Origin of the sequence: Zoogloea sp. (genome assembly GCF_028689785.1) — a bacterium.
GTDB lineage: Bacteria > Pseudomonadota > Gammaproteobacteria > Burkholderiales > Rhodocyclaceae > Zoogloea.
This window is the reverse complement of the sequence record NZ_JAQVCN010000027.1, coordinates 1-18234: the sequence shown is the minus strand read 5'-3', so window position 1 is coordinate 18234 and position 18234 is coordinate 1. Positions and strand designations below refer to the sequence as shown.

At 62.6% G+C, this 18234-nt stretch carries 17 protein-coding genes and 1 pseudogene; 14 read left to right on the top strand and 4 right to left on the bottom strand.

Translation table 11 applies throughout. The annotated features are described in order from the left end of the window. The 6 genes from clpA (at position 1) to PHI64_RS13060 (ending at position 6741) form a co-directional block, all read left to right on the top strand. Entirely contained in the window at positions 1-2283 is a 2283-nt protein-coding gene (gene clpA, locus PHI64_RS13085) for an ATP-dependent Clp protease ATP-binding subunit ClpA (protein ID WP_299883471.1), read from the top strand. Between the two features lie 82 nt (positions 2284-2365). Beyond that, positions 2366-2845, top strand: a complete 480-nt coding sequence (rraA, locus tag PHI64_RS13080; protein ID WP_299883469.1) for a ribonuclease E activity regulator RraA — start codon at positions 2366-2368, stop codon at positions 2843-2845. Between the two features lie 304 nt (positions 2846-3149). Further along, entirely contained in the window at positions 3150-4451 is a 1302-nt protein-coding gene (gene aceA, locus PHI64_RS13075; protein WP_299883467.1) for an isocitrate lyase, read from the top strand. A gap of 140 nt (positions 4452-4591) precedes the next feature. After that, complete coding sequence (locus PHI64_RS13070; protein ID WP_299883465.1) at positions 4592-5455, top strand: DMT family transporter; 864 nt, start codon at positions 4592-4594, stop codon at positions 5453-5455. A gap of 60 nt (positions 5456-5515) precedes the next feature. Continuing rightward, a complete protein-coding gene (locus tag PHI64_RS13065; RefSeq protein WP_299883463.1) occupies positions 5516-5875 on the top strand; it encodes an STAS/SEC14 domain-containing protein in 360 nt (119 codons plus the stop codon). A gap of 11 nt (positions 5876-5886) precedes the next feature. Further along, the gene (locus tag PHI64_RS13060; RefSeq protein WP_299883461.1) at positions 5887-6741 is read left to right on the top strand and encodes a sulfurtransferase; all 855 of its coding nucleotides are present in this window, start codon (positions 5887-5889) and stop codon (positions 6739-6741) included. A 26-nt stretch (positions 6742-6767) separates the two neighbouring features. Here PHI64_RS13060 and PHI64_RS13055 read toward each other — a convergent pair whose 3' ends face one another. Beyond that, positions 6768-7196: a YidB family protein gene (locus PHI64_RS13055; RefSeq protein ID WP_299883459.1), complete on the bottom strand. Its 429-nt coding sequence runs from the start codon at positions 7194-7196 to the stop codon at positions 6768-6770. A gap of 224 nt (positions 7197-7420) precedes the next feature. On the opposite strand from PHI64_RS13055, the gene rpiA reads away from it, so the two are divergent. The 3 genes from rpiA to PHI64_RS13040 all read left to right on the top strand — a co-directional run bounded on the left by rpiA (position 7421) and on the right by PHI64_RS13040 (position 9765). Continuing rightward, the gene (gene rpiA, locus PHI64_RS13050; RefSeq protein ID WP_299883456.1) at positions 7421-8083 is read left to right on the top strand and encodes a ribose-5-phosphate isomerase RpiA; all 663 of its coding nucleotides are present in this window, start codon (positions 7421-7423) and stop codon (positions 8081-8083) included. 65 nt (positions 8084-8148) lie between these two features. Then, positions 8149-8847 (top strand): phosphate signaling complex protein PhoU, encoded by a 699-nt coding sequence (phoU, locus tag PHI64_RS13045; protein ID WP_299883454.1) that lies wholly within the window; start codon positions 8149-8151, stop codon positions 8845-8847. Between the two features lie 153 nt (positions 8848-9000). Beyond that, entirely contained in the window at positions 9001-9765 is a 765-nt protein-coding gene (locus tag PHI64_RS13040) for a flagellar brake protein (RefSeq protein ID WP_299883453.1), read from the top strand. Between the two features lie 289 nt (positions 9766-10054). On the opposite strand, the gene fliE is transcribed toward PHI64_RS13040, so the two are convergent. From fliE to PHI64_RS13025, 3 genes are all read right to left on the bottom strand, one after another. After that, positions 10055-10375, bottom strand: a complete 321-nt coding sequence (fliE, locus tag PHI64_RS13035) for a flagellar hook-basal body complex protein FliE (protein WP_299883451.1) — start codon at positions 10373-10375, stop codon at positions 10055-10057. Positions 10376-10438: 63 nt separating this feature from the next. Then, positions 10439-11836 carry a sigma-54 dependent transcriptional regulator gene (locus PHI64_RS13030; protein ID WP_299883449.1) on the bottom strand — a complete coding sequence of 466 codons (1398 nt, stop codon included), beginning with the start codon at positions 11834-11836 and terminating at the stop codon, positions 10439-10441. A 34-nt stretch (positions 11837-11870) separates the two neighbouring features. Further along, positions 11871-12974, bottom strand: a complete 1104-nt coding sequence (locus tag PHI64_RS13025; RefSeq protein ID WP_299883448.1) for an ATP-binding protein — start codon at positions 12972-12974, stop codon at positions 11871-11873. A 155-nt stretch (positions 12975-13129) separates the two neighbouring features. Between PHI64_RS13025 and fliF the strand changes: the two genes are divergently transcribed. From fliF to PHI64_RS13000, 5 genes and pseudogenes are all read left to right on the top strand, one after another. After that, a complete protein-coding gene (fliF, locus tag PHI64_RS13020; RefSeq protein ID WP_299883446.1) occupies positions 13130-14833 on the top strand; it encodes a flagellar basal-body MS-ring/collar protein FliF in 1704 nt (567 codons plus the stop codon). Next, positions 14817-15818, top strand: a complete 1002-nt coding sequence (gene fliG, locus PHI64_RS13015) for a flagellar motor switch protein FliG (RefSeq protein ID WP_299883444.1) — start codon at positions 14817-14819, stop codon at positions 15816-15818. The genes fliF and fliG overlap by 17 nt, the downstream gene beginning before the upstream one ends. Positions 15819-15833: 15 nt before the next feature. After that, positions 15834-16562 (top strand): flagellar assembly protein FliH, encoded by a 729-nt coding sequence (locus PHI64_RS13010; protein WP_299883442.1) that lies wholly within the window; start codon positions 15834-15836, stop codon positions 16560-16562. Further along, positions 16562-17965 carry a flagellar protein export ATPase FliI gene (gene fliI / locus PHI64_RS13005; RefSeq protein WP_299883440.1) on the top strand — a complete coding sequence of 468 codons (1404 nt, stop codon included), beginning with the start codon at positions 16562-16564 and terminating at the stop codon, positions 17963-17965. Before PHI64_RS13010 ends, fliI begins: the two co-directional genes overlap by 1 nt. Before the next feature lie 83 nt (positions 17966-18048). Continuing rightward, positions 18049-18234, top strand: a pseudogene (locus PHI64_RS13000) (flagellar export protein FliJ); the annotation flags it as partial.

Here is an 18234-nt window from a genome sequence, read left to right as displayed (position 1 = left end):
ATGATCGCGCAAGAGCTTGAAGTCAGTCTGCACATGGCCTTTGTCGAAGCACGACAGAAGCGCCATGAGTTCATCACCGTGGAGCACCTCCTGCTTGCGCTCCTCGACAACCCTTCCGCGGCAGAAGTGTTGCGGGCCTGCGCAGCCAAGACCGACGAGTTGCGCAAGGAACTCACGAACTTCGTGAATGAGCACACGCCCAAGGTCGAAGGCACAGAAGACATCGACACTCAGCCCACCCTGGGTTTTCAACGGGTCATCCAGCGCGCCATCCTTCATGTCCAGTCGTCAGGCAAGAAGGAGGTCACCGGCGCCAATGTTCTGGTCGCGATCTTTGGGGAAAAGGACTCCCACGCGGTCTACTTCCTGCAGCGCCAGAACATCTCTCGCCTGGACGTGGTGAACTTCATTTCCCACGGCATCACCAAGACACCCCAGCAAGGTGCAAACCCGGCAGCAGGCCGCCCCAGCGGCGAATCCGAACAGGGCGAACAGGAGCAGGAAGGCAACCCGGCCGGCGGCGCACTCGACAACTACACCCAGAATCTCAACCAGCAGGCCCTTCTGGGCAAGATCGACCCTCTCATAGGGCGCGAGAAGGAAGTCGAGCGTGTCATCCAAACGCTCTGCCGGCGTCGCAAGAACAATCCGCTGCTGGTTGGTGAGGCAGGCGTTGGCAAGACCGCGATAGCCGAAGGCCTTGCCCGGCGCATCGTCGAAGGCCGCGTTCCCGAGATCCTTGCCGACGCCCAGGTATACGCCCTTGACATGGGAGCCCTGCTGGCCGGCACCAAGTACAGGGGCGACTTCGAACAGCGCCTGAAAGCTGTCCTGAAGCAACTCGCCGATCACCCAAATGCAATCCTGTTCATTGATGAGATCCACACCCTGATCGGTGCTGGCGCTGCATCAGGCGGCACCCTGGACGCCTCCAACCTGCTCAAGCCGGCGCTGTCCTCCGGGCAGATGAAGTGCATCGGCGCCACTACCTACACCGAGTTCCGCCAGATTTTCGAGAAGGACCACGCCCTGTCCCGGCGCTTCCAGAAAGTGGACGTGGTGGAGCCCTCAGTGTCCGAGACCGTCGAGATCCTCAAGGGGCTCAAGTCGCGCTTCGAACAGCACCACGGCATCAAGTATTCCGCCTCGGCCCTATCGAGTGCGGCGGAGCTCTCCGCCCGCTACATCAACGATCGACACCTGCCGGACAAGGCCATTGACGTGATCGATGAGGCAGGCGCAGCCCAGCGCATCCTGCCCAAATCACGGCAGAAAAAGCTCATCGGCAAAACGGAAATCGAGGAGATCGTTGCCAAGATCGCCCGCATTCCGCCACGCAGCGTCTCGAATGACGACAAGGCCGCCCTGAAGACCCTGGAGCGCGATCTGAGAAACGTTGTCTTCGGCCAGGATGCCGCCATTGAAGCCCTCGGCAAGGCCATCAAGATGTCCCGTTCGGGCCTGGGCAACCCCCACAAGCCCATCGGCTCCTTCCTCTTCAGCGGCCCGACCGGTGTCGGCAAGACCGAGGTCGCGCGGCAGCTCGCCTACACCCTGGGCATCGAGCTGGTACGTTTTGACATGTCCGAGTACATGGAGCGTCACGCGGTATCCCGGCTGATTGGCGCACCACCGGGTTATGTCGGCTTCGATCAGGGCGGCCTGCTGACCGAGCAGATCACCAAGAAGCCCCACTGCGTACTGCTTCTGGATGAGATCGAGAAAGCCCATCCGGACATCTACAACATCCTGCTGCAGGTGATGGATCATGGCACCCTGACTGACAATAACGGACGTCAGGCCGACTTCCGCAACACCATCATCATCATGACGACCAATGCCGGTGCGGAAGCGATGCAGAAGTCCATCATCGGCTTCTCGGCCAAGCGTGAACAGGGCGACGAGATGTCAGACATCAAGCGCCTGTTCTCTCCGGAGTTCCGCAACCGTCTCGATGCCATCATCTCCTTCAAGGGGCTTAGCCACGAGATCATCACCCGGGTGGTCGAGAAGTTCCTGATGCAGCTTGAAGCACAACTCCATGAGAAGAAGGTGGAAGCCCACTTCACCGAACGGCTCAAGGAATGGCTGGGCGAGAAGGGCTTCGACCCGCTTATGGGGGCCCGGCCAATGGCGCGCCTGATCCAGGACACCATCCGTTCTGCGCTGGCCGACGAGTTGCTCTTCGGGCGCCTTTCCAGTGGTGGCACTGTCACCATCGACCTGGACGAGAGCGACAAGGTCAAGCTCGTGTTCGAAGAGTTGGCGGAAGCTGCGGTATAGTTTTTACGACCGCAAGCATGACCCCTACGGGCGGCCTCGGCCGCCCGTTGTTTTTCCCGCCTTTCAACTCGATGGAGCAAGCATGGAATTCCAGACTACCGATCTTTGCGATGACAATGAAGGCAAGGTGCACGCCGTCGCCCCCATGTTCCGCAGCTTCGGCGGCAAGACTCGCTTTGCGGGCCCGATCCGCACCCTGAAGGTCTTCGAAGACAATGCCCTGGTGCGCTCGACCCTCAACACCCCGGGTCAGGGCGCTGTCTTGGTCGTAGACGCCGGCGGCTCGATGCGCTGCGCCATGCTGGGCGACCAACTCGCCCTCCTCGGCGTCAAGAACGGCTGGGCCGGCGTCATCATGTACGGCTGCATCCGGGACTCGGGACCGATCGGCGGCATGGATCTGGGCGTTTTTGCACTCGGCACCCACCCGATGAAAAGCGTCAAGAAGGGCGCCGGCGATCTGGACATCCCGGTTAGCTTCGGCGGCGTGACTTTTGTCACCGGTCAATATCTGTACGCTGACGAGGATGGAGTCATCGTTTCCGAGACCCCGCTGCTGTAAATCAGGGCAGAAACGACGCGGCGCAGCGGTTTTTTGTTTCACAATCGCAATCGGCGTTTCACAATACAAAAACAGGGGCTTAATCCCCTGTTTTTTTTGAAAAAATTATTTCTTATATCTTATATAAGACTTCTTGCTGCCATGCAAAATCCTGCCTATACTCTCATCCACTGACCGGGCTCCAGGAGATCGTAAAGAGCGCCTCCGAAGCTCCGGAAAATGGACAGGCGCAAGTCCGCCCCTTCCCCGGGCCGGACCAAACCTCAGGCTTCCCCTCCCCTTCAATGTTAGTAAAGGATGTCGTATGTCTCTGACTCGCGAACAGCAAATCGCCGCCCTCGAAAAAGACTGGGCCGAAAACCCCCGCTGGAAAGGCATCAAGCGCGGTTACTCCGCCGCTGACGTCGTCCGTCTGCGCGGCTCCTTCCAGGTTGAGCACACCCTGGCCCGTCGCGGCGCAGAGAAGCTGTGGGATCTGGTCAACAACCAGCCTTACGTCAACTGTCTGGGCGCCCTGACCGGCGGCCAAGCCGTTCAGCAAGCCAAGGCCGGCATCAAGGCCATCTACCTCTCCGGCTGGCAAGTTGCTGCTGACAATAACGAATACGCCGCCATGTACCCGGATCAGTCCCTGTACCCGGTTGACTCCGTGCCGAAGGTTGTCGAGCGCATCAACAATGCCTTCAACCGCGCTGACGAAATCCAGTGGTCCAAGAACATCAACGCTGGCGACGCCGGCCACGTCGAATACCACCTGCCGATCGTTGCTGACGCTGAAGCTGGTTTCGGCGGTGTGCTGAACGCCTACGAACTGATGAAGGCCATGATCCGTGCGGGTGCTGCCGGTGTTCACTGGGAAGACCAACTGGCCTCCGTGAAGAAGTGCGGCCACATGGGTGGCAAGGTGCTGGTTCCGACCACCGAGGCCGTGCAGAAGCTGATTGCTGCCCGTATGGCTGCCGACGTCTATGGCGTGCCGACCCTTGTCATCGCTCGTACCGATGCCGAGGCTGCCGACCTGCTGACCTCCGACTACGACGAAAACGACAAGCCCTTCCTGACCGGTGAGCGCACCGCCGAAGGCTTCTACAAGACCAAGAAGGGTCTGGAGCAGGCCATCTCCCGCGCAATCGCCTACGCCGACTACGCCGACCTGGTGTGGTGTGAAACCGGCACGCCGGATCTGGAGTTTGCCCGCAAGTTCGCAGAAGCCGTGCATGCCAAGCACCCGGGCAAGATGCTGGCCTACAACTGCTCCCCGTCCTTCAACTGGAAGAAGAATCTGGACGACGCCACCATCGCCAAGTTCCAGCGCGAACTGGGCGCCATGGGCTACAAGTACCAGTTCATCACCCTGGCTGGCATCCACTCCATGTGGTACAACATGTTCGATTTGGCCCAGGATTACGCCAAGCGCGGCATGTCCGCCTATGTCGAGAAGGTTCAGGAGCCGGAATTCGCTGCCCGCGACCGTGGTTACACCTTCGTGTCCCACCAGCAGGAAGTCGGCACCGGTTACTTTGACGATGTGACCACCGTGATCCAGGGTGGCAAGTCTTCCGTGACCGCTCTGACGGGCTCCACCGAAGAAGAACAGTTCCACTAAAACCCAGATCGCCGGTAACCCTCACCGGCACGCTTGGTTGATGGGCCCCCACAGGTGCAACCTGTGGGGGCTTTTTCATGCCTGACGCAGCCCCCAGGAGGCTCCAGTAGAATGGCGCTTTTCGCCTGCCGCACTGCATCATGCAATCCCTATGGATGATCGTTGCCAGCCTGCTGTTCGCCTGCATGGGGGTCTGCGTAAAGCTCGGCTCGGCCCACTTCAGTACTGGAGAGTTGGTGTTCTACCGGGGCTTCGTCGGCCTGCTGATGATGGCCATACTGCTGCGCCTGCAGGGCATCCCCTACTCCACGCCCCATTGGCGGCTGCAACTATCCAGGGGCGTCTCGGGCACCATCGCCCTGATGTGCTATTTCTTCGCCCTTGGCATTCTCCCCCTCGCCACTGCGGTCACCCTCAACTACACCTCCCCCCTTTTCGTCGCGATCCTGCTGGCCTGGTGGTTCCGGGAGCAGGTCGGCAAGTCCCTCTTCACAGCGGTGGGGTTGGGCTTCATCGGCGTAGTGCTCCTTCTGAAGCCCACCCTCCAGGCCGAGCAGTGGTCTGGCGCCCTGGGAGGGCTGGCCTCGGGCCTTATCGCCAGCCTCGCCTATGTCAATGTGCGCGAGTTGGGACGCGCCGGTGAACCCGAGGCCCGCACCGTGCTTTGGTTCTCTCTCATAACCGCGGCCTTCGGCCTGCCTTGGGCCCTGTCATCCGGCAGCATCCACGCCATCAGCCTGTCTGAAGCCGCCATCCTGGCGGGCGTCGGTGGCTTCGGCGGATGCGCCCAACTCGCCATGACCCGGGCCTACCGCTATGGCAAGACCATCGTCTCGGCAAACCTGGCCTACACCACGGTGATCTTCTCCAGCCTCTTCGGCGTCATCCTGTGGGATGAACACCTGCCCTGGACCTCGCTTCTGGCCATCCTGATCATCATCGCCAGCGGTGTTCTGGTATCCATCGCATCGCGGAAACCCACGCCAGTGCTAGAGTCCGATTGAAGCGCGGGCAGCGGGGGGCTACACTGATGGCGTCCAGTCAGCCCACAAAGGAAGCAGGCGATGATCACTACAGACCACAAGGAAGGCCGGGTCAATGTAACCGTCCTCGGCGAGTTCACATTGGCCGACTACAAAGAGTTCGAAGAGGTCGTCAACTACAAGGTGCGGTTCGAAGGGCCGGTGGATCTGCTCTTCGATCTACGGGAAATGAACGGCTTCACCGTCGACATGGCCCTCGAAGAGATCCGCTTTGCCCGGGCACACGCCCACGACTTCTCCCGCATCGCCATTCTCACCAAGGACCAATGGGTCACCTGGAGCGCGTGGCTATCGCAGATGTTCGTGGATGCGGATGTCCGTGTCTTCGACGACACCGATGATGCCGAAGCCTGGCTGGGTGGCATTGAAACCCCCGCCTGAGGACGTAGACCGTGTCTGTGCCCTTCACCAGCCTCATCAGCGTCAAGGACCTTGACCAGCTAGCCACACCGGAGTGGCGCGTCATCGACTGCCGCTTCAGCCTTGCCGACCCTCTTTTCGGGCGCCACACCTACGCCGCCGGTCATCTTCCCGGTGCGTTCTTTCTTGATCTGGAAGAGGACCTCTCAGGCCCCGTGACCGGCCGCAACGGTCGTCACCCTCTGCCGGCACCCGGCTTGCTGGCCGACAAGCTCGGCGGCCTCGGAGTGAGCGACCAGACCCAAGTGGTGGCCTATGACGACGCCGGCGGCATGTTTGCTGCGCGCCTGTGGTGGCTGCTGCGCTGGTTGGGGCATAGTCAGGTCGCAGTGCTCAACGGCGGGCTGCAGGCTTGGGTGTCCGGCGGGCATCCCCTCAGCACCGACACGCCCGAAGCCCGGGCCGCGGCCTTCACCCTGAAGCTGCAGAATGGCATGAAGGTGGATGCCGACCATGTCCAGCATCATCTCGGCACGTCCGAGATGATGCTCATCGACGCCCGCGCCCCCGATCGCTACCGAGGCGAGAACGAAACCCTGGATCCGGTGGGCGGGCACATTCCCGGGGCAATCAACCGATTCTTCAAGGATAACCTGGGCCCCGACGGATGCTTCAAGCAGGCATCGGAGCTGCAGGAGGAATACGGGCGGATCCTGAAGGGCGGAGACGCACACACCGCAGTGCTCCAGTGCGGGTCGGGGGTGACAGCCTGTCATAACCTGCTCGCCATGGAGGCCGCGGGTCTGGATGGTGCGCGCCTGTATGCAGGCTCATGGAGCGAATGGTGCGCCGATCCAACCCGGCCGGTCGCAACCGGATCGGGTTGAGGGGAGCCCCCCCGACTTCCTGAAAATCAGGCCTTGCCCAGCAGGCCGCCGAGAGCCGAAAGGCCTTGGCCGAGAAGATCGGCACCCGCATCCGGCACCTGACCATTCGGGGTGAGGCCGTCAATCACTTGGGGCAACAGCTGCGCAAGCTGGCCTGCCAGTTGCTCCGGAGGCAGGCCGAGCTGGGCCGCGATGTCCCCCAGCCCCCCAACACCACTGAGCACCGGCCCGAGCTGGTCCGCACTGACCGGCAGGTTCTGGCCGGTACCGACCCACGACGCCACCTGATCGCCCAACCCTGCCTGGTTGAGCTTGGACAGAAGACCACCGAGCCCGCCCTCACTGTTCTGAATGAGGTTCAGCACCAGCTGGATCAGAGGCGACTGCCCGCCACCTTGTGCGCCTCCCGCCAGGGAACCCAGAACCTGTCCTGCAAGTTGATCGAGCAAACCCATACACTGCCTCCAGTCAAAAGATAAATGAGGTACCCCGGGCCTGCTGCACGCCCTGTTGTCGTGCCCACGGCATCCGTCACCCCAACCCGCCACATTTCGAAACGAGTGTCGCACGGCTTTCACACTCTACCCTCAACCCGGGATCGCGCCATGACGGTTTGCAGAATCTGACCTCTTTGCCGCGGCCGGTTAGAATTTGTCTTTTGGTATCAGACGACAACACCATGACTCAGGACGAACTCAAGCAACAAGCAGCACTGCGCGCGCTGGACTACGTGATCGAAGGTGCCATCGTCGGCGTCGGCACCGGATCGACTGCCAACTTCTTCATCGACGGCCTTGCCTCGATGAAGAACCGCATCACTGGCGCAGTCGCATCGTCGGAGGTCTCCGCCCGCCGCCTTGCCGCCCACGGGATCCGTCTCCTCGACATGAACGAAGTGGACGACCTTCCCGTCTATATCGACGGCGCCGACGAGATCGATGCCTCGTTGGCAATGATCAAAGGCGGAGGTGGCGCCCAGACCCGCGAGAAGATCGTTGCCGCGGTCGCACGTAAGTTTGTCTGCATCTGCGATGCCAGCAAGAAGGTGACTCAGCTTGGGCGCTTCCCCCTTCCGGTCGAGGTCATTCCCATGGCCCGCGCCCAGGTCGCCCGCGAACTCACCCGCCTGGGTGGCCGACCGGAACTGCGCAAAGACTTCATCACCGACAACGGCAACCTCATCCTCGATGTCCATGGTCTCAGCATCAGCGACCCCGCCGGCCTGGAGACGACCATCGACGGCATCGTGGGTGTCGTCACCAGCGGCCTCTTTGCCAAGCGTGGGGCCGACGTGTTGCTGCTGGCAACCGCGGAAGGTGTGGTTACTTATGAACGCAGTTGAAACAAAAACGTCATGTTGCGCTGCTAGTCTTTGACGATTACATACCACCCTCAACAGGATTTCCCATGAACGAACACACATCCAAGAAGTTTGACGCCGAACTGGAAAGCATCCGGACGCGTGTCCTGCAGATGGGCGGCATGGTCGAGTTGCAGATCGTGAAGGCTATGGAAGGCCTGTCCGAAGGGGATCTGCTGCTGATCGATCAAGTCATCGAAAACGACAACCGGGTCAATCACCTGGAAATCGAGCTCGACGAAGCCTGCAACCAGGTGATTGCCAAACGCCAGCCCACCGCCGTGGATCTGCGCATGATCAGCACGGTGCAAAAGACCATCACCGATCTCGAACGGATCGGCGACGAGGCCAAGAAGATCGCCAAAACGGCCAAACAACTGCATACCACCAGCTCGTCCTTCACCCCACAGATCCGTCTTGCTCACATCGCCGACGCCGTGGTGGACATGCTGCGCACCTCCCTTGACGCCTACGCCCGCCTGGACACCATCTCGGCAGCCCAAGTGGTCCGCCAGGACAAAGAAGTGGATGCCGAGTTCAAGGGCATCATGCGTCAGCTGATCACCTACATGATGGAAGACCCGCGCACCATCTCCCAGTCCATCGAACTGATGTTCGTGGCCAAGTCGGTGGAGCGTATCGGCGATCACGCGAAGAATATCGCCGAGTATGTGGTTTACATGGTCAAGGGGCGGGACGTGCGCCATACCAGCCTTGAGGAAATCGAACGCGAAGCCACACGCTGACTGTGCGTTCTCCCGGGGCGCCTCACGGCGCCCTGTTAATTTTCAGGCGATTCCTCACCTTCCGTCCGGCATGGAGCCTGCAGCGGCTCCGAGAGCCCATTCAGGGCTGCTAGAATCCCGTCCATCATCCGATTGCCGGACGCCATCGCCATCATGCCGCTCAAGTTCGAACTCCTTCAGGCTGACGACTATTCTCGTTACCTGCTGCGGGAAAAAACCGACATCCTCTACAACCTCAGGGCCCTGATGCATAAGCGGGCCATGCTGAGTGCCTTCATCGATGCAAGCGCCGACTCATTCCTGAGTGCCATCCTCGCCATCACGCCGGACGAACGCCACCTCATTCTCGACGCAGCCAGTGATGAAGCCATCAATCAACGCGTTGAAGCAGCGGAGCATCTGATCTGTGTTACGCAGCTGGACAAGATCAAGATCCAGTTTGCCGCCCGAAGCATCCAACGCCTCCCCCACGAAGGCCATGACGCCTTTCGGATCGCCCTGCCCGACGTGCTGCTGCGCCTGCAGCGGCGTGAGTATTACCGTCTTACGGCCCCCAGCCCCCACAACCTGAGCTGCCAGATCCCCATCGTCGTGGAGGGCGAGAACAAGGTGATCAGCGTCGAAGCCGATGTCGTGGACATCAGCGGTGGCGGGCTGGCCATCACAGTTCCGCCCAATGGCGTGGTGTTTGAGCCCGACATGGAATTTAGCGATTGCCGGCTGATGCTTCCTGAGGTGGGGCCCATTGCGACATCACTCCGAATACGCAACATCTTCCGCATCACCAACCGGGATGGCAGTGTCGAGCTACGGGCCGGGTGTGAGTTCATGAACCTATCAGCAAGCATGGCCTCCTCCATTCAGCGCTACATCCTCCGTGCCGAGCGCGAGCGCAACGCCCGGGAACGCATCCGCTGAACTTTTCGTCAGCACAAGAAAGCCGGCAATGCCAGTTTTTTGTTTGGCGATGGCATAGAAGGAGCGGACAGAGCGGCGCGACGGTGCGCAGCTTCGAGGGAGGCCTCTACCGGTCGGCGGCCATTCTCAAGCAATTGCGGGCCTGAAGCCTACACACAGCCTCATCAATCTGGCCAGAAGTTGAGTCATACCCATGACAGGGCAACAAGCCGCTGGCTCACTTGCCGCGGCATGAAGCCAAGTGCATCGTTGTGCTGGAAGCAGAGCTCGCCGGGAGCAAGGCAATCCCTCAGACAGACATGTTCATCATGTCCTGGTAAGCAGTCACAAGCTTGTTGCGCACCTGAACCATCTGCTGGAAGGACAGGCTGGCTTTTTGCAGATTGACCATCACATCCTGCAGATTCACATTGGGATCACCCGCCGAGAAGCCCTTGGCCATCTCCTGGGCCTGCATCTGGGCTGAGCTCACGTCGGCAATGGCGCTTTGCAGGACCTGCCCGAAATCGGTTTCACCGGCGGCCGTCGCGGCCTGCGCGGCCTTGCCCGACGCCACCTGTGAAGTGGCGCGCAGCTCGGACAGCATTTGATCGATTCCGCGGGTATCCATGATCCTGCTCCTTTGTCTCGACTATAGCAGAGCAAAGCACGTGCCAAGCAGCACAAGAGGCCATCAGCCAGAGAAGAGCCCCTCTTCGCGATACTGCTGGAGCTTGTAACGCAGCGTCCGCTCGGAGATGCCAAGCTGCGCCACAGCACGCTTTCGCGACCCGCCCACTTCCTTCAGAACCTGCAGAATGTGCTCACGCTCCAGATCCTTCATGTTGGCCGGACGCCCCGCGTCCTTGGCCCCCTCACCGACCTCTACGGCAGAAACTACCGGATCTGCGGCAATATTTGCCGAAACGGCAAGCGGCGAAACCGGCAGGCGCACAGGCTCACCATTCCAGTGGGGCAGGCACAGGCGGACGGTCTCCGCCGACACCGCATCACTCCCGCTCAGAATCAGGGCGCGCTGAACGGTGTTCTCTAGCTCCCGCACATTACCGGGCCAATGGTAGGTGACCAGCACGGCCTCAGCCTCGGGCGAGAGCCGGCCGGCCCGCTTCAGACGGGCTCCGTGCATCAGTGCAAAATGCCGCGCCAGCGGCACGATGTCACCCGGCCGCTCACGCAGGGACGGGATAGCCAGCGGAAACACGTTGAGCCGATAGAAAAGATCCTCCCGGAAGCGCCCTGCCGCCACTTCCTTGGTCATGTCACGGTTGGTCGTCGCCAGCACGCGGATGTCCAGGGGAATGGCCTTCTTGCCCCCCACCCGCTCCACCTCGCGCTCCTGCAGCACCCGCAGCAGCTTGGCCTGCAGCCCCAGCGGCATTTCCGAGATTTCATCAAGCAGCAGGGTGCCGCCTTCCGCCTGCTCAAACTTGCCGGCCTGGGATGTGGCTGCACCGGTGAATGCGCCCTTCTCGTGACCAAACAAGGTGGCTTCAAGGAGCGTGTCGGGAATGGCCGCGCAGTTGATGGCCACAAAGGGGCCGCTGCGCCGCAGGGAGTGTTCGTGAAGATAGCGGGCAAAGACTTCCTTGCCCGTGCCTGACTCCCCGTTGAGCAGCACCGTGGCGTCGGTCTCGGCAACCTTATCGGCCAGGGCCAGCAGGTTGCGGGTGTGGGGGTCGGCTGCGATCATGCCGTCGGCCTGACGGGTCAAGGCATAGCGCTGCACATGCTCTAGCAGCACCGCGGGCTCGAAGGGCTTCATCAGAAAATCACAGGCGCCGCCGCGCATGGCATCCACCGCCTTCTCCACGTCACCAAAGGCGGTCATCAGCAACACGGGCAACTGGGGCAGGCGCTGGCGCAGTTCGGCCAGGAGCTGCAAGCCATCCATCGGCTGCATCTTCAGATCGGAAAGCACCAGGTTGAAGGCCTGCCGATCAACTTCCGCCAGAGCGGCCGGGCCATCGCCGACCCCGGTGACGGCATGGCCGGCTAGCTCGAGGGTCAGGCACACCGCGTCCCGCAGGGGAGCGTCGTCTTCAACAACCAGGATGTGAAGGGCTTCTGGCATGAGGGTCTCTCTAAAACTCGGGTGCAACGGGGCGTCAGCCGCCCATGGCGAGGGTCAGGGTGAAGGTGGAGCCACGGCCGGGCTCCGACTCGATACCGATGTCGCCTCCGTGGGCGCGGGCCACCCCTCGGGCAATCGCCAGCCCCAGACCGGTTCCGTCGGGACGGGTAGTAAAGAACGGCTCGAAAAGCCGTGACTGTAGGGCGGGATCGATACCGCGGCCGTCATCCGCAACCCTGAAGCAGGCCCGCACACCGTCGTGCTCCGCGTGAAAATGGATGGTGCCGCCAGCCTCCAGGACCTGGACGGCGTTCTCGAGCAGATTGGTGAGGGCGCCGGCAATGGCCTTGCGGTCCCCCACCACGCGGGTGTCACCGCAGGCACAGCTGGCCTCAAAGCGCAGGCCGCGGGCCCGGGCGACGGGCTCCAGCGTCTGGGTCAGCTCGGCCACCAGGTCACAGATGGCAAAAGGTTCGCGTCCGAGAGTCTCGCCGCGGGCGAACAACAGCATGTCGCGAATCAGTTTTTCCAGGTGACGCAAACGCTCCAGGGCGCGGGTTCCAACACGCTCCTTGTCGGCCGGAGCCATCTCCTGCTGCACCAGGGTGGCCGTATACAGCAGCGCTGCCGACAGGGGCGTGCGTAGCTGATGGGCCAGGCCAGCCACCATTTCTCCCATGGCAGCCAGGCGCTCGTTACGCTCGGCCGCCAGGCGCATGTGATGGGCTTCGGTGACATCGGTCAGCAACACGATGCGCCCCTCGCCGGACTCCAGCGGCGCATCCACCCGGGTCACGCGCCGGGTTTCGCCGGCATGATCCACCTGCCACTCACCCGGCGTTTCGGTGCCGATCAGGCGAGTGGCACAAAAAGCCGTCCAGTCCACCCCTGCCAGCTGCGCACCAAACATGCCTTCGACGGCCTTGTTGGCCTGCACCACGCAGGCATCCCGGTCTAGCACCACCACGCCCGCCGGCAACGCGCCCATCAGGACGCTCAGGCGCTCGGTCAGCTGGCCAACCTGGGTCTGCAGCCCGGCGTAGGCACCGGTCAGTGCCTCGGACGCCTGGCTGAACTGGCGAAAGGCATCGGCCAGCTGACGGGCATCAAGACGGTCTTCGGTAGCAGGGTCGGTCATGGGGAGACGGAGACGAAATTCACCGGTTCGCAGCTTAGGCCTGCCGCAGCCCCGGCAAGGCGGCAAATAGGCGGCAAAAAGCGCCGCTAATCCTTTTGTAGAAAGAGTAGGCGACGCGCCAGAATGCGAGCATCCGAAATAGGGGGAATGTTTCCATGGCAGCAGAAGAGGCCGCCGCTCCGGTACCGCCCGCCTCACCGTTTGCCCAGGTGCAGGAGAACATCCGCAATCTGTCCCAGCGCCAGAAGCTTGCTGCCGGCGCTGCGCTGGCGTTCGGCATTGCCCTGATCGTCGGCGTGCTGCTGTGGAGCCGCCAACCCGACTATTCCGTACTGTTCTCCAACCTCGCCGAGAAGGACGGCGGTGCCGTCGTTGCCAGCCTCCAGCAGCAGAACATCCCCTACAAGTTCTCGGAAAACGGCAACGCCATCCTGGTCCCTGCCACCCAGGTCCATGACCTGCGCCTGCGCCTCGCCGCCCAGGGCATCCCCAAGGGCGGCCTGGTGGGCTTCGAGCTGATGGAGACCCAGAAGCTCGGCCTGTCCCAGTTCCACGAACAAGTGAACTACCAGCGCGCCCTGGAAGGCGAGCTGTCGCGCACCATCTCCGCAATCGCCAGTGTCGCCGGAGCACGGGTACATCTGGCCATTCCCAAGCAGACGGCCTTCCTGCGCGACGAGCAGAAACCCACCGCCTCGGTGATGGTGAATCTGCACACCGGACGCAGTCTCGATCAGGCCCAGATCGCGGGCATCGTGCACCTGATCTCGTCCAGCGTACCGAATCTGTCCAACGACAACGTGAGCGTGATCGACCAGGACGGCAGCCTCCTCACCAAAAAGCCCGACCCCCTGCGCACCTCCCTCGACGCCACCCAGATCAAATACACCCGCGAGCTGGAGGAAGGCTATATCGAGCGTATCAATGCCATCCTCACGCCACTCTTCGGCAAGGGCAATTTCCGCGCCCAGGTATCTGCCGACGTGGATTTCAACCAGACCGAACAGACTGCCGAGACCTACCGCCCCAACCCCTCCCCCGAACAGGCTATCCGCAGCCAGCAGAGCAACGAGAGCCAGACCCGCGACCAAGGGCCGCAGGGGGTTCCGGGCGCCCTCAGCAACCAGCCCCCCGTGCCCGCCACCGCGCCTGTAACCACGCCAGCCGTGCCGGGAACGACCAGCGCCAGCGGCCAACTCCCCCTCACCACCAGCAAGAGCGCAACCATCAATTACGAAGTGGACAAGACCATCCAGCACACGCGCAAGGCCCTCGGCCAGATCAAGCGCCTGTCGGTGGCCGTGGCCATCAACCACAAGGAAGAAAAGGACAAGAACGGCAACAGCAAGACCGTCCCCCTCACCGACGAGGAGCGCAAGCAGGTTGAAGACCTCGTCCGCGAAGCGGTCGGCTACAGCAAGGATCGGGGCGACACCATCAATGTCGCCAGCAGCGCCTTCGTCACCTCCGACAAGGACGCCTTCGAAACCCCGATCTGGAAGGATCCGGACAACATTGCCCTATTCAAGGAGCTCATCAAGTATCTGGTCATCGCCGGTGTGATCGCCTTTGTGGCCTTCGGGGTGATCCGGCCGCTGATGAAGCAGGTCATGCCCCCCCCGCCCGAGGAGAAGGAAGAAGACGATGCCGCGGCTGGCCGTGCCGACGGCGAAGATGGCGAAGAAGGTGAGGAAGGCGAGGACGAGGAAGGCGCTGAAGTGGCGCTGTCGCCAGAAGCCGCAGCCCGCCTGGCCTATGACGATAAACTCGCCAAGGTGCACGAGATTGCCAAGAACAACCCGCGCGTGGTCGCCAATCTGATCAAGGAATGGATGGGAAGCAATGAGCAGCAACGATGAGGGCCAGGAAAAGAGTGCCCTGCTGTTGATGACCCTGGGTGCCGACGAAGCGGCCGAAGTATTGAAGCTGCTCGGCCCCAAGGAGGTCCAGAAGCTCGGCGCTGCCATGGCCGGCATGCCCTCCCAGCCCCGGGAGAAGGTCGAGATTGTTCTCGACGAACTGATCGTCTTTGCCGAGAAGGGCACGCCCATTGAGGCCGACCATGAGCACATCAAAGCCATGCTCACCAAAGCCCTCGGCGACGAGCGCGCCACCCACCTGATCAGCCGCGTGCTGCAGGGCTCCGACACTGCCGGCATCGAAAGCCTGAAGTGGATGGACGCGGCTACTGCCGCCGACATGATCAAGAACGAGCACCCCCAGATCATCGCCACCATCCTGGTGCACCTGGAGTTCGACCAGGCCGGCGAGATCCTCAAACACTTTACCGACCGGCTGCGCAACGATGTGCTGCTGCGCATCGCCACCCTGGACGGGGTGCAGCCGGTTGCCCTGCGCGAACTCAACGAAGCCCTCACCCGGATGCTGGCTGGGGCATCCACGGTCAAGAAGACCGCCATGGGCGGCGTACGTCATGCCGCGGACATTCTCAACTTCGTCGGTTCGGCCGCCGAGACAGCGATCCTCGACAACGTACGGGAATACGATCCGGACCTGGCTCAGAAGATCCTTGACGAGATGTTCGTGTTCGAGAACCTCATGGAACTCGACGACCGGGGCATCCAGACCCTGCTGCGTGAAGTCCAGAGTGACTCCCTGGTCATCGCCCTGAAGGGCGCACCGCCCGAGATGCGCGAGAAGATCTTCAAGAACATGTCCCAGCGCGCCGCCGAGATGCTCCGGGAAGATCTCGAATCCCGCGGCCCGGTGCGCCTGTCCGAAGTGGAGGCCGAACAGAAGGAAATCCTCAAGACCGCCCGGCGTCTGGCCGAAGAGGGCCAGATCGCGCTTGGCAGCGGCGGCGGGGACGATGCCTTCGTTTAAGCCTCACCGCCCACCATGTCCATGAACCGTCACCAGGCCGTCGGCGCCTATCAGCGCTGGGATCTTCCCTCCTTCGACGCGCCCGCAGAAGCACAGCCGGCGGCACCGGAGCCCGTCGAAAGCTGTGCGGAATCGCCCCCGGACATCACCGAAACGCCGCCACCGCCACCACCGGTCGAGTTGCCCCCCCCGCCTGCGGCTGCCATCGAGCCTGAGCCGGATATCCACCTGCCCACCGCCGAAGACATCGAGCGCATCCATGAGGAAGCCCGCAAAGATGGCTACGCTGCGGGCTACGAAGAGGGCACGGCGCGCGGCCGCATTGAAGCGATGCAATTTCACGGTCTTGTCGAGAGCCTGGAAAACGCCATGACCCGTCTCGACCAGGAGGTAGCCGACGAGATCCTGGCCCTGGCCACCGAGCTGGCCCGCCAGATGGTGCGTCAAACCCTGGTTGTGCGCCCCGAGTCGGTCGTCGACCTGATCCGGGAAGCCCTGCTTCAATCGCCCCAGGCCCACGCCCTCATCCACATCAACCCGGAGGATCTGGCCATGACCAAGGAATACCTGGGTGAACAGTTATCCCACGCCGGTCACCGGCTGGTCGACGATGTCACCATCACCCGCGGCGGCGTGCGCATCGAGGCCGCCGGCAGCCAGATCGACGCCACGGTGCAGACCCGCTGGCGCAGAGTCATGGACAACCTCAGCCGCAACATCCCCTGGGATGGTGAAAGCCCCTGATGGAACACGGCATCGAAACCTGGAGAGCCTTTCTCGCCGACGGGCGCAAGCTCGTGGGGGCAACCACCCCTTACCAGATGTCGGGCCGCCTCACCCGCATCAACGGACTGGTGATGGAAGCCTCCGGGCTCAAACTGCCCCTCGGCTCCGGTTGCCGCATCATCATCCCCGGCGGCAGCTCGGTGGAGGCCGAGGTAGTGGGCTTTCACGGCGAAAAGATCTTTCTGATGCCCACCGACGACGTCTTCGGCCTGGCACCCGGCGCCCAGGTGCTACCGGTAGAACCCACTCAGCCGCCACTGATTGCCGGCGAGCGCATAGAACCCCGCCGCCGCGCCTCCGACCGGGCCAAGCACCTGCCCATGGGCGACGAACTCCTCGGACGAGTGGTGGACGGCGCTGGCCGGCCCCTTGATGGCCTCGGCCCCCTGGCGGTACGTCACTCCCGCCCCCTCCAGGCTCGCCCCATCAACCCCCTCCAGCGCGCGCCGATCAACCAGTCCCTGGACGTGGGCATCCGCGCCATCAATGCGCTGCTGACCGTGGGGCGGGGCCAGCGGATGGGTCTCTTCGCTGGCTCCGGCGTGGGTAAATCGGTACTCATAGGCATGATGGCCCGCTACACCGCCGCAGATGTGATCGTCGTCGGGCTGATCGGCGAGCGGGGCCGCGAGGTAAAGGAATTCATCGAACACAACCTGGGCCCGGAGGGCCTGGCCCGCTCAGCCGTCATCGCCGCCCCGGCCGACTGCAGCCCGCTGATGCGCCTGCAGGGCGCCTCCTACGCCACCACCGTGGCCGAGTACTTCCGCGACCAGGGCAAGCAGGTGCTGCTGATCATGGACTCCCTCACCCGCTACGCCATGGCCCAGCGCGAGATCGCCCTGGCCATCGGCGAACCGCCGGTCACCCGCGGTTACCCGCCGTCGGTGTTCGCGCGCCTTCCGGCGCTGGTCGAACGGGCTGGCAACGGCCCCGAAGGTGGCGGCTCCATCACCGCCTTCTACACCGTGCTCGCCGAGGGCGACGACCAGCAGGACCCCATCGCCGACTCGGCCCGGGCCATCCTCGACGGTCACATCGTGCTGTCCCGCAACCTCGCCGACCAGGGCCACTACCCGGCCATCGACATCGAGCAGTCCATCTCCCGAGCCATGCACAACCTGGTCAAGAGCCAGCACTTCGACATGGTGCGGCGCTTCAAGCAGCTTTTCTCCCGTTACCAGCGCTCCCGCGACCTGATCGCAGTGGGGGCCTACCACGCCGGCTCCGACCCGGTTCTCGACCAGGCCGTCGCCATGTATCCGCGCCTGGAGGCCTTCCTGCAGCAGCGCATCGAGGAGAGCGAACCCTACGAATCCGCCGTGGAGAAGCTTCACGCACTGTTTGGTACCACCCCGTGACGCGCGCGCCGGCCAGCAAGGTCATCAGACCCTGCCCCTAAAGATTTCCGGCCCCCGTCCGATAACGCCGAGAGAAACACAAGATGACCGAGCAGTTCCCGCTACAGCCTTTGCTGGACCTCGCCAACACCCGCATGGACGACGCAGCACGGCGGCTCGGCGAGTTGATTGCCAGTGACCGGGCTGTTGAAGAAAAGCTCGCCCTCCTCGTGGAATATCGCCGAGAGTACCAGGCCCGCTTTGTAGAAACGGCCCGAAACGGAATCGGC

Bases quoted from the DNA above. Each gene is read 5' to 3' on its own strand.
- PHI64_RS13055 (WP_299883459.1), bottom strand. From the start codon at position 7,196: ATGGGTTTGCTCGATCAACTTGCAGGACAGGTTCTGGGTTCCCTGGCG.
- PHI64_RS13030 (WP_299883449.1), bottom strand. From the start codon at position 11,836: ATGCCAGAAGCCCTTCACATCCTGGTTGTTGAAGACGACGCTCCCCTG.
- PHI64_RS13065 (WP_299883463.1), top strand. From the start codon at position 5,516: ATGATCACTACAGACCACAAGGAAGGCCGGGTCAATGTAACCGTCCTC.
- phoU (WP_299883454.1), top strand. From the start codon at position 8,149: ATGAACGAACACACATCCAAGAAGTTTGACGCCGAACTGGAAAGCATC.
- PHI64_RS13010 (WP_299883442.1), top strand. From the start codon at position 15,834: ATGTCCATGAACCGTCACCAGGCCGTCGGCGCCTATCAGCGCTGGGAT.
- rpiA (WP_299883456.1), top strand. From the start codon at position 7,421: ATGACTCAGGACGAACTCAAGCAACAAGCAGCACTGCGCGCGCTGGAC.
- PHI64_RS13025 (WP_299883448.1), bottom strand. From the start codon at position 12,974: ATGACCGACCCTGCTACCGAAGACCGTCTTGATGCCCGTCAGCTGGCC.
- fliI (WP_299883440.1), top strand. From the start codon at position 16,562: ATGGAACACGGCATCGAAACCTGGAGAGCCTTTCTCGCCGACGGGCGC.
- fliG (WP_299883444.1), top strand. From the start codon at position 14,817: ATGAGCAGCAACGATGAGGGCCAGGAAAAGAGTGCCCTGCTGTTGATG.
- fliE (WP_299883451.1), bottom strand. From the start codon at position 10,375: ATGGATACCCGCGGAATCGATCAAATGCTGTCCGAGCTGCGCGCCACT.
- aceA (WP_299883467.1), top strand. From the start codon at position 3,150: ATGTCTCTGACTCGCGAACAGCAAATCGCCGCCCTCGAAAAAGACTGG.
- PHI64_RS13070 (WP_299883465.1), top strand. From the start codon at position 4,592: ATGCAATCCCTATGGATGATCGTTGCCAGCCTGCTGTTCGCCTGCATG.
- rraA (WP_299883469.1), top strand. From the start codon at position 2,366: ATGGAATTCCAGACTACCGATCTTTGCGATGACAATGAAGGCAAGGTG.
- clpA (WP_299883471.1), top strand. From the start codon at position 1: ATGATCGCGCAAGAGCTTGAAGTCAGTCTGCACATGGCCTTTGTCGAA.
- PHI64_RS13040 (WP_299883453.1), top strand. From the start codon at position 9,001: ATGCCGCTCAAGTTCGAACTCCTTCAGGCTGACGACTATTCTCGTTAC.
- fliF (WP_299883446.1), top strand. From the start codon at position 13,130: ATGGCAGCAGAAGAGGCCGCCGCTCCGGTACCGCCCGCCTCACCGTTT.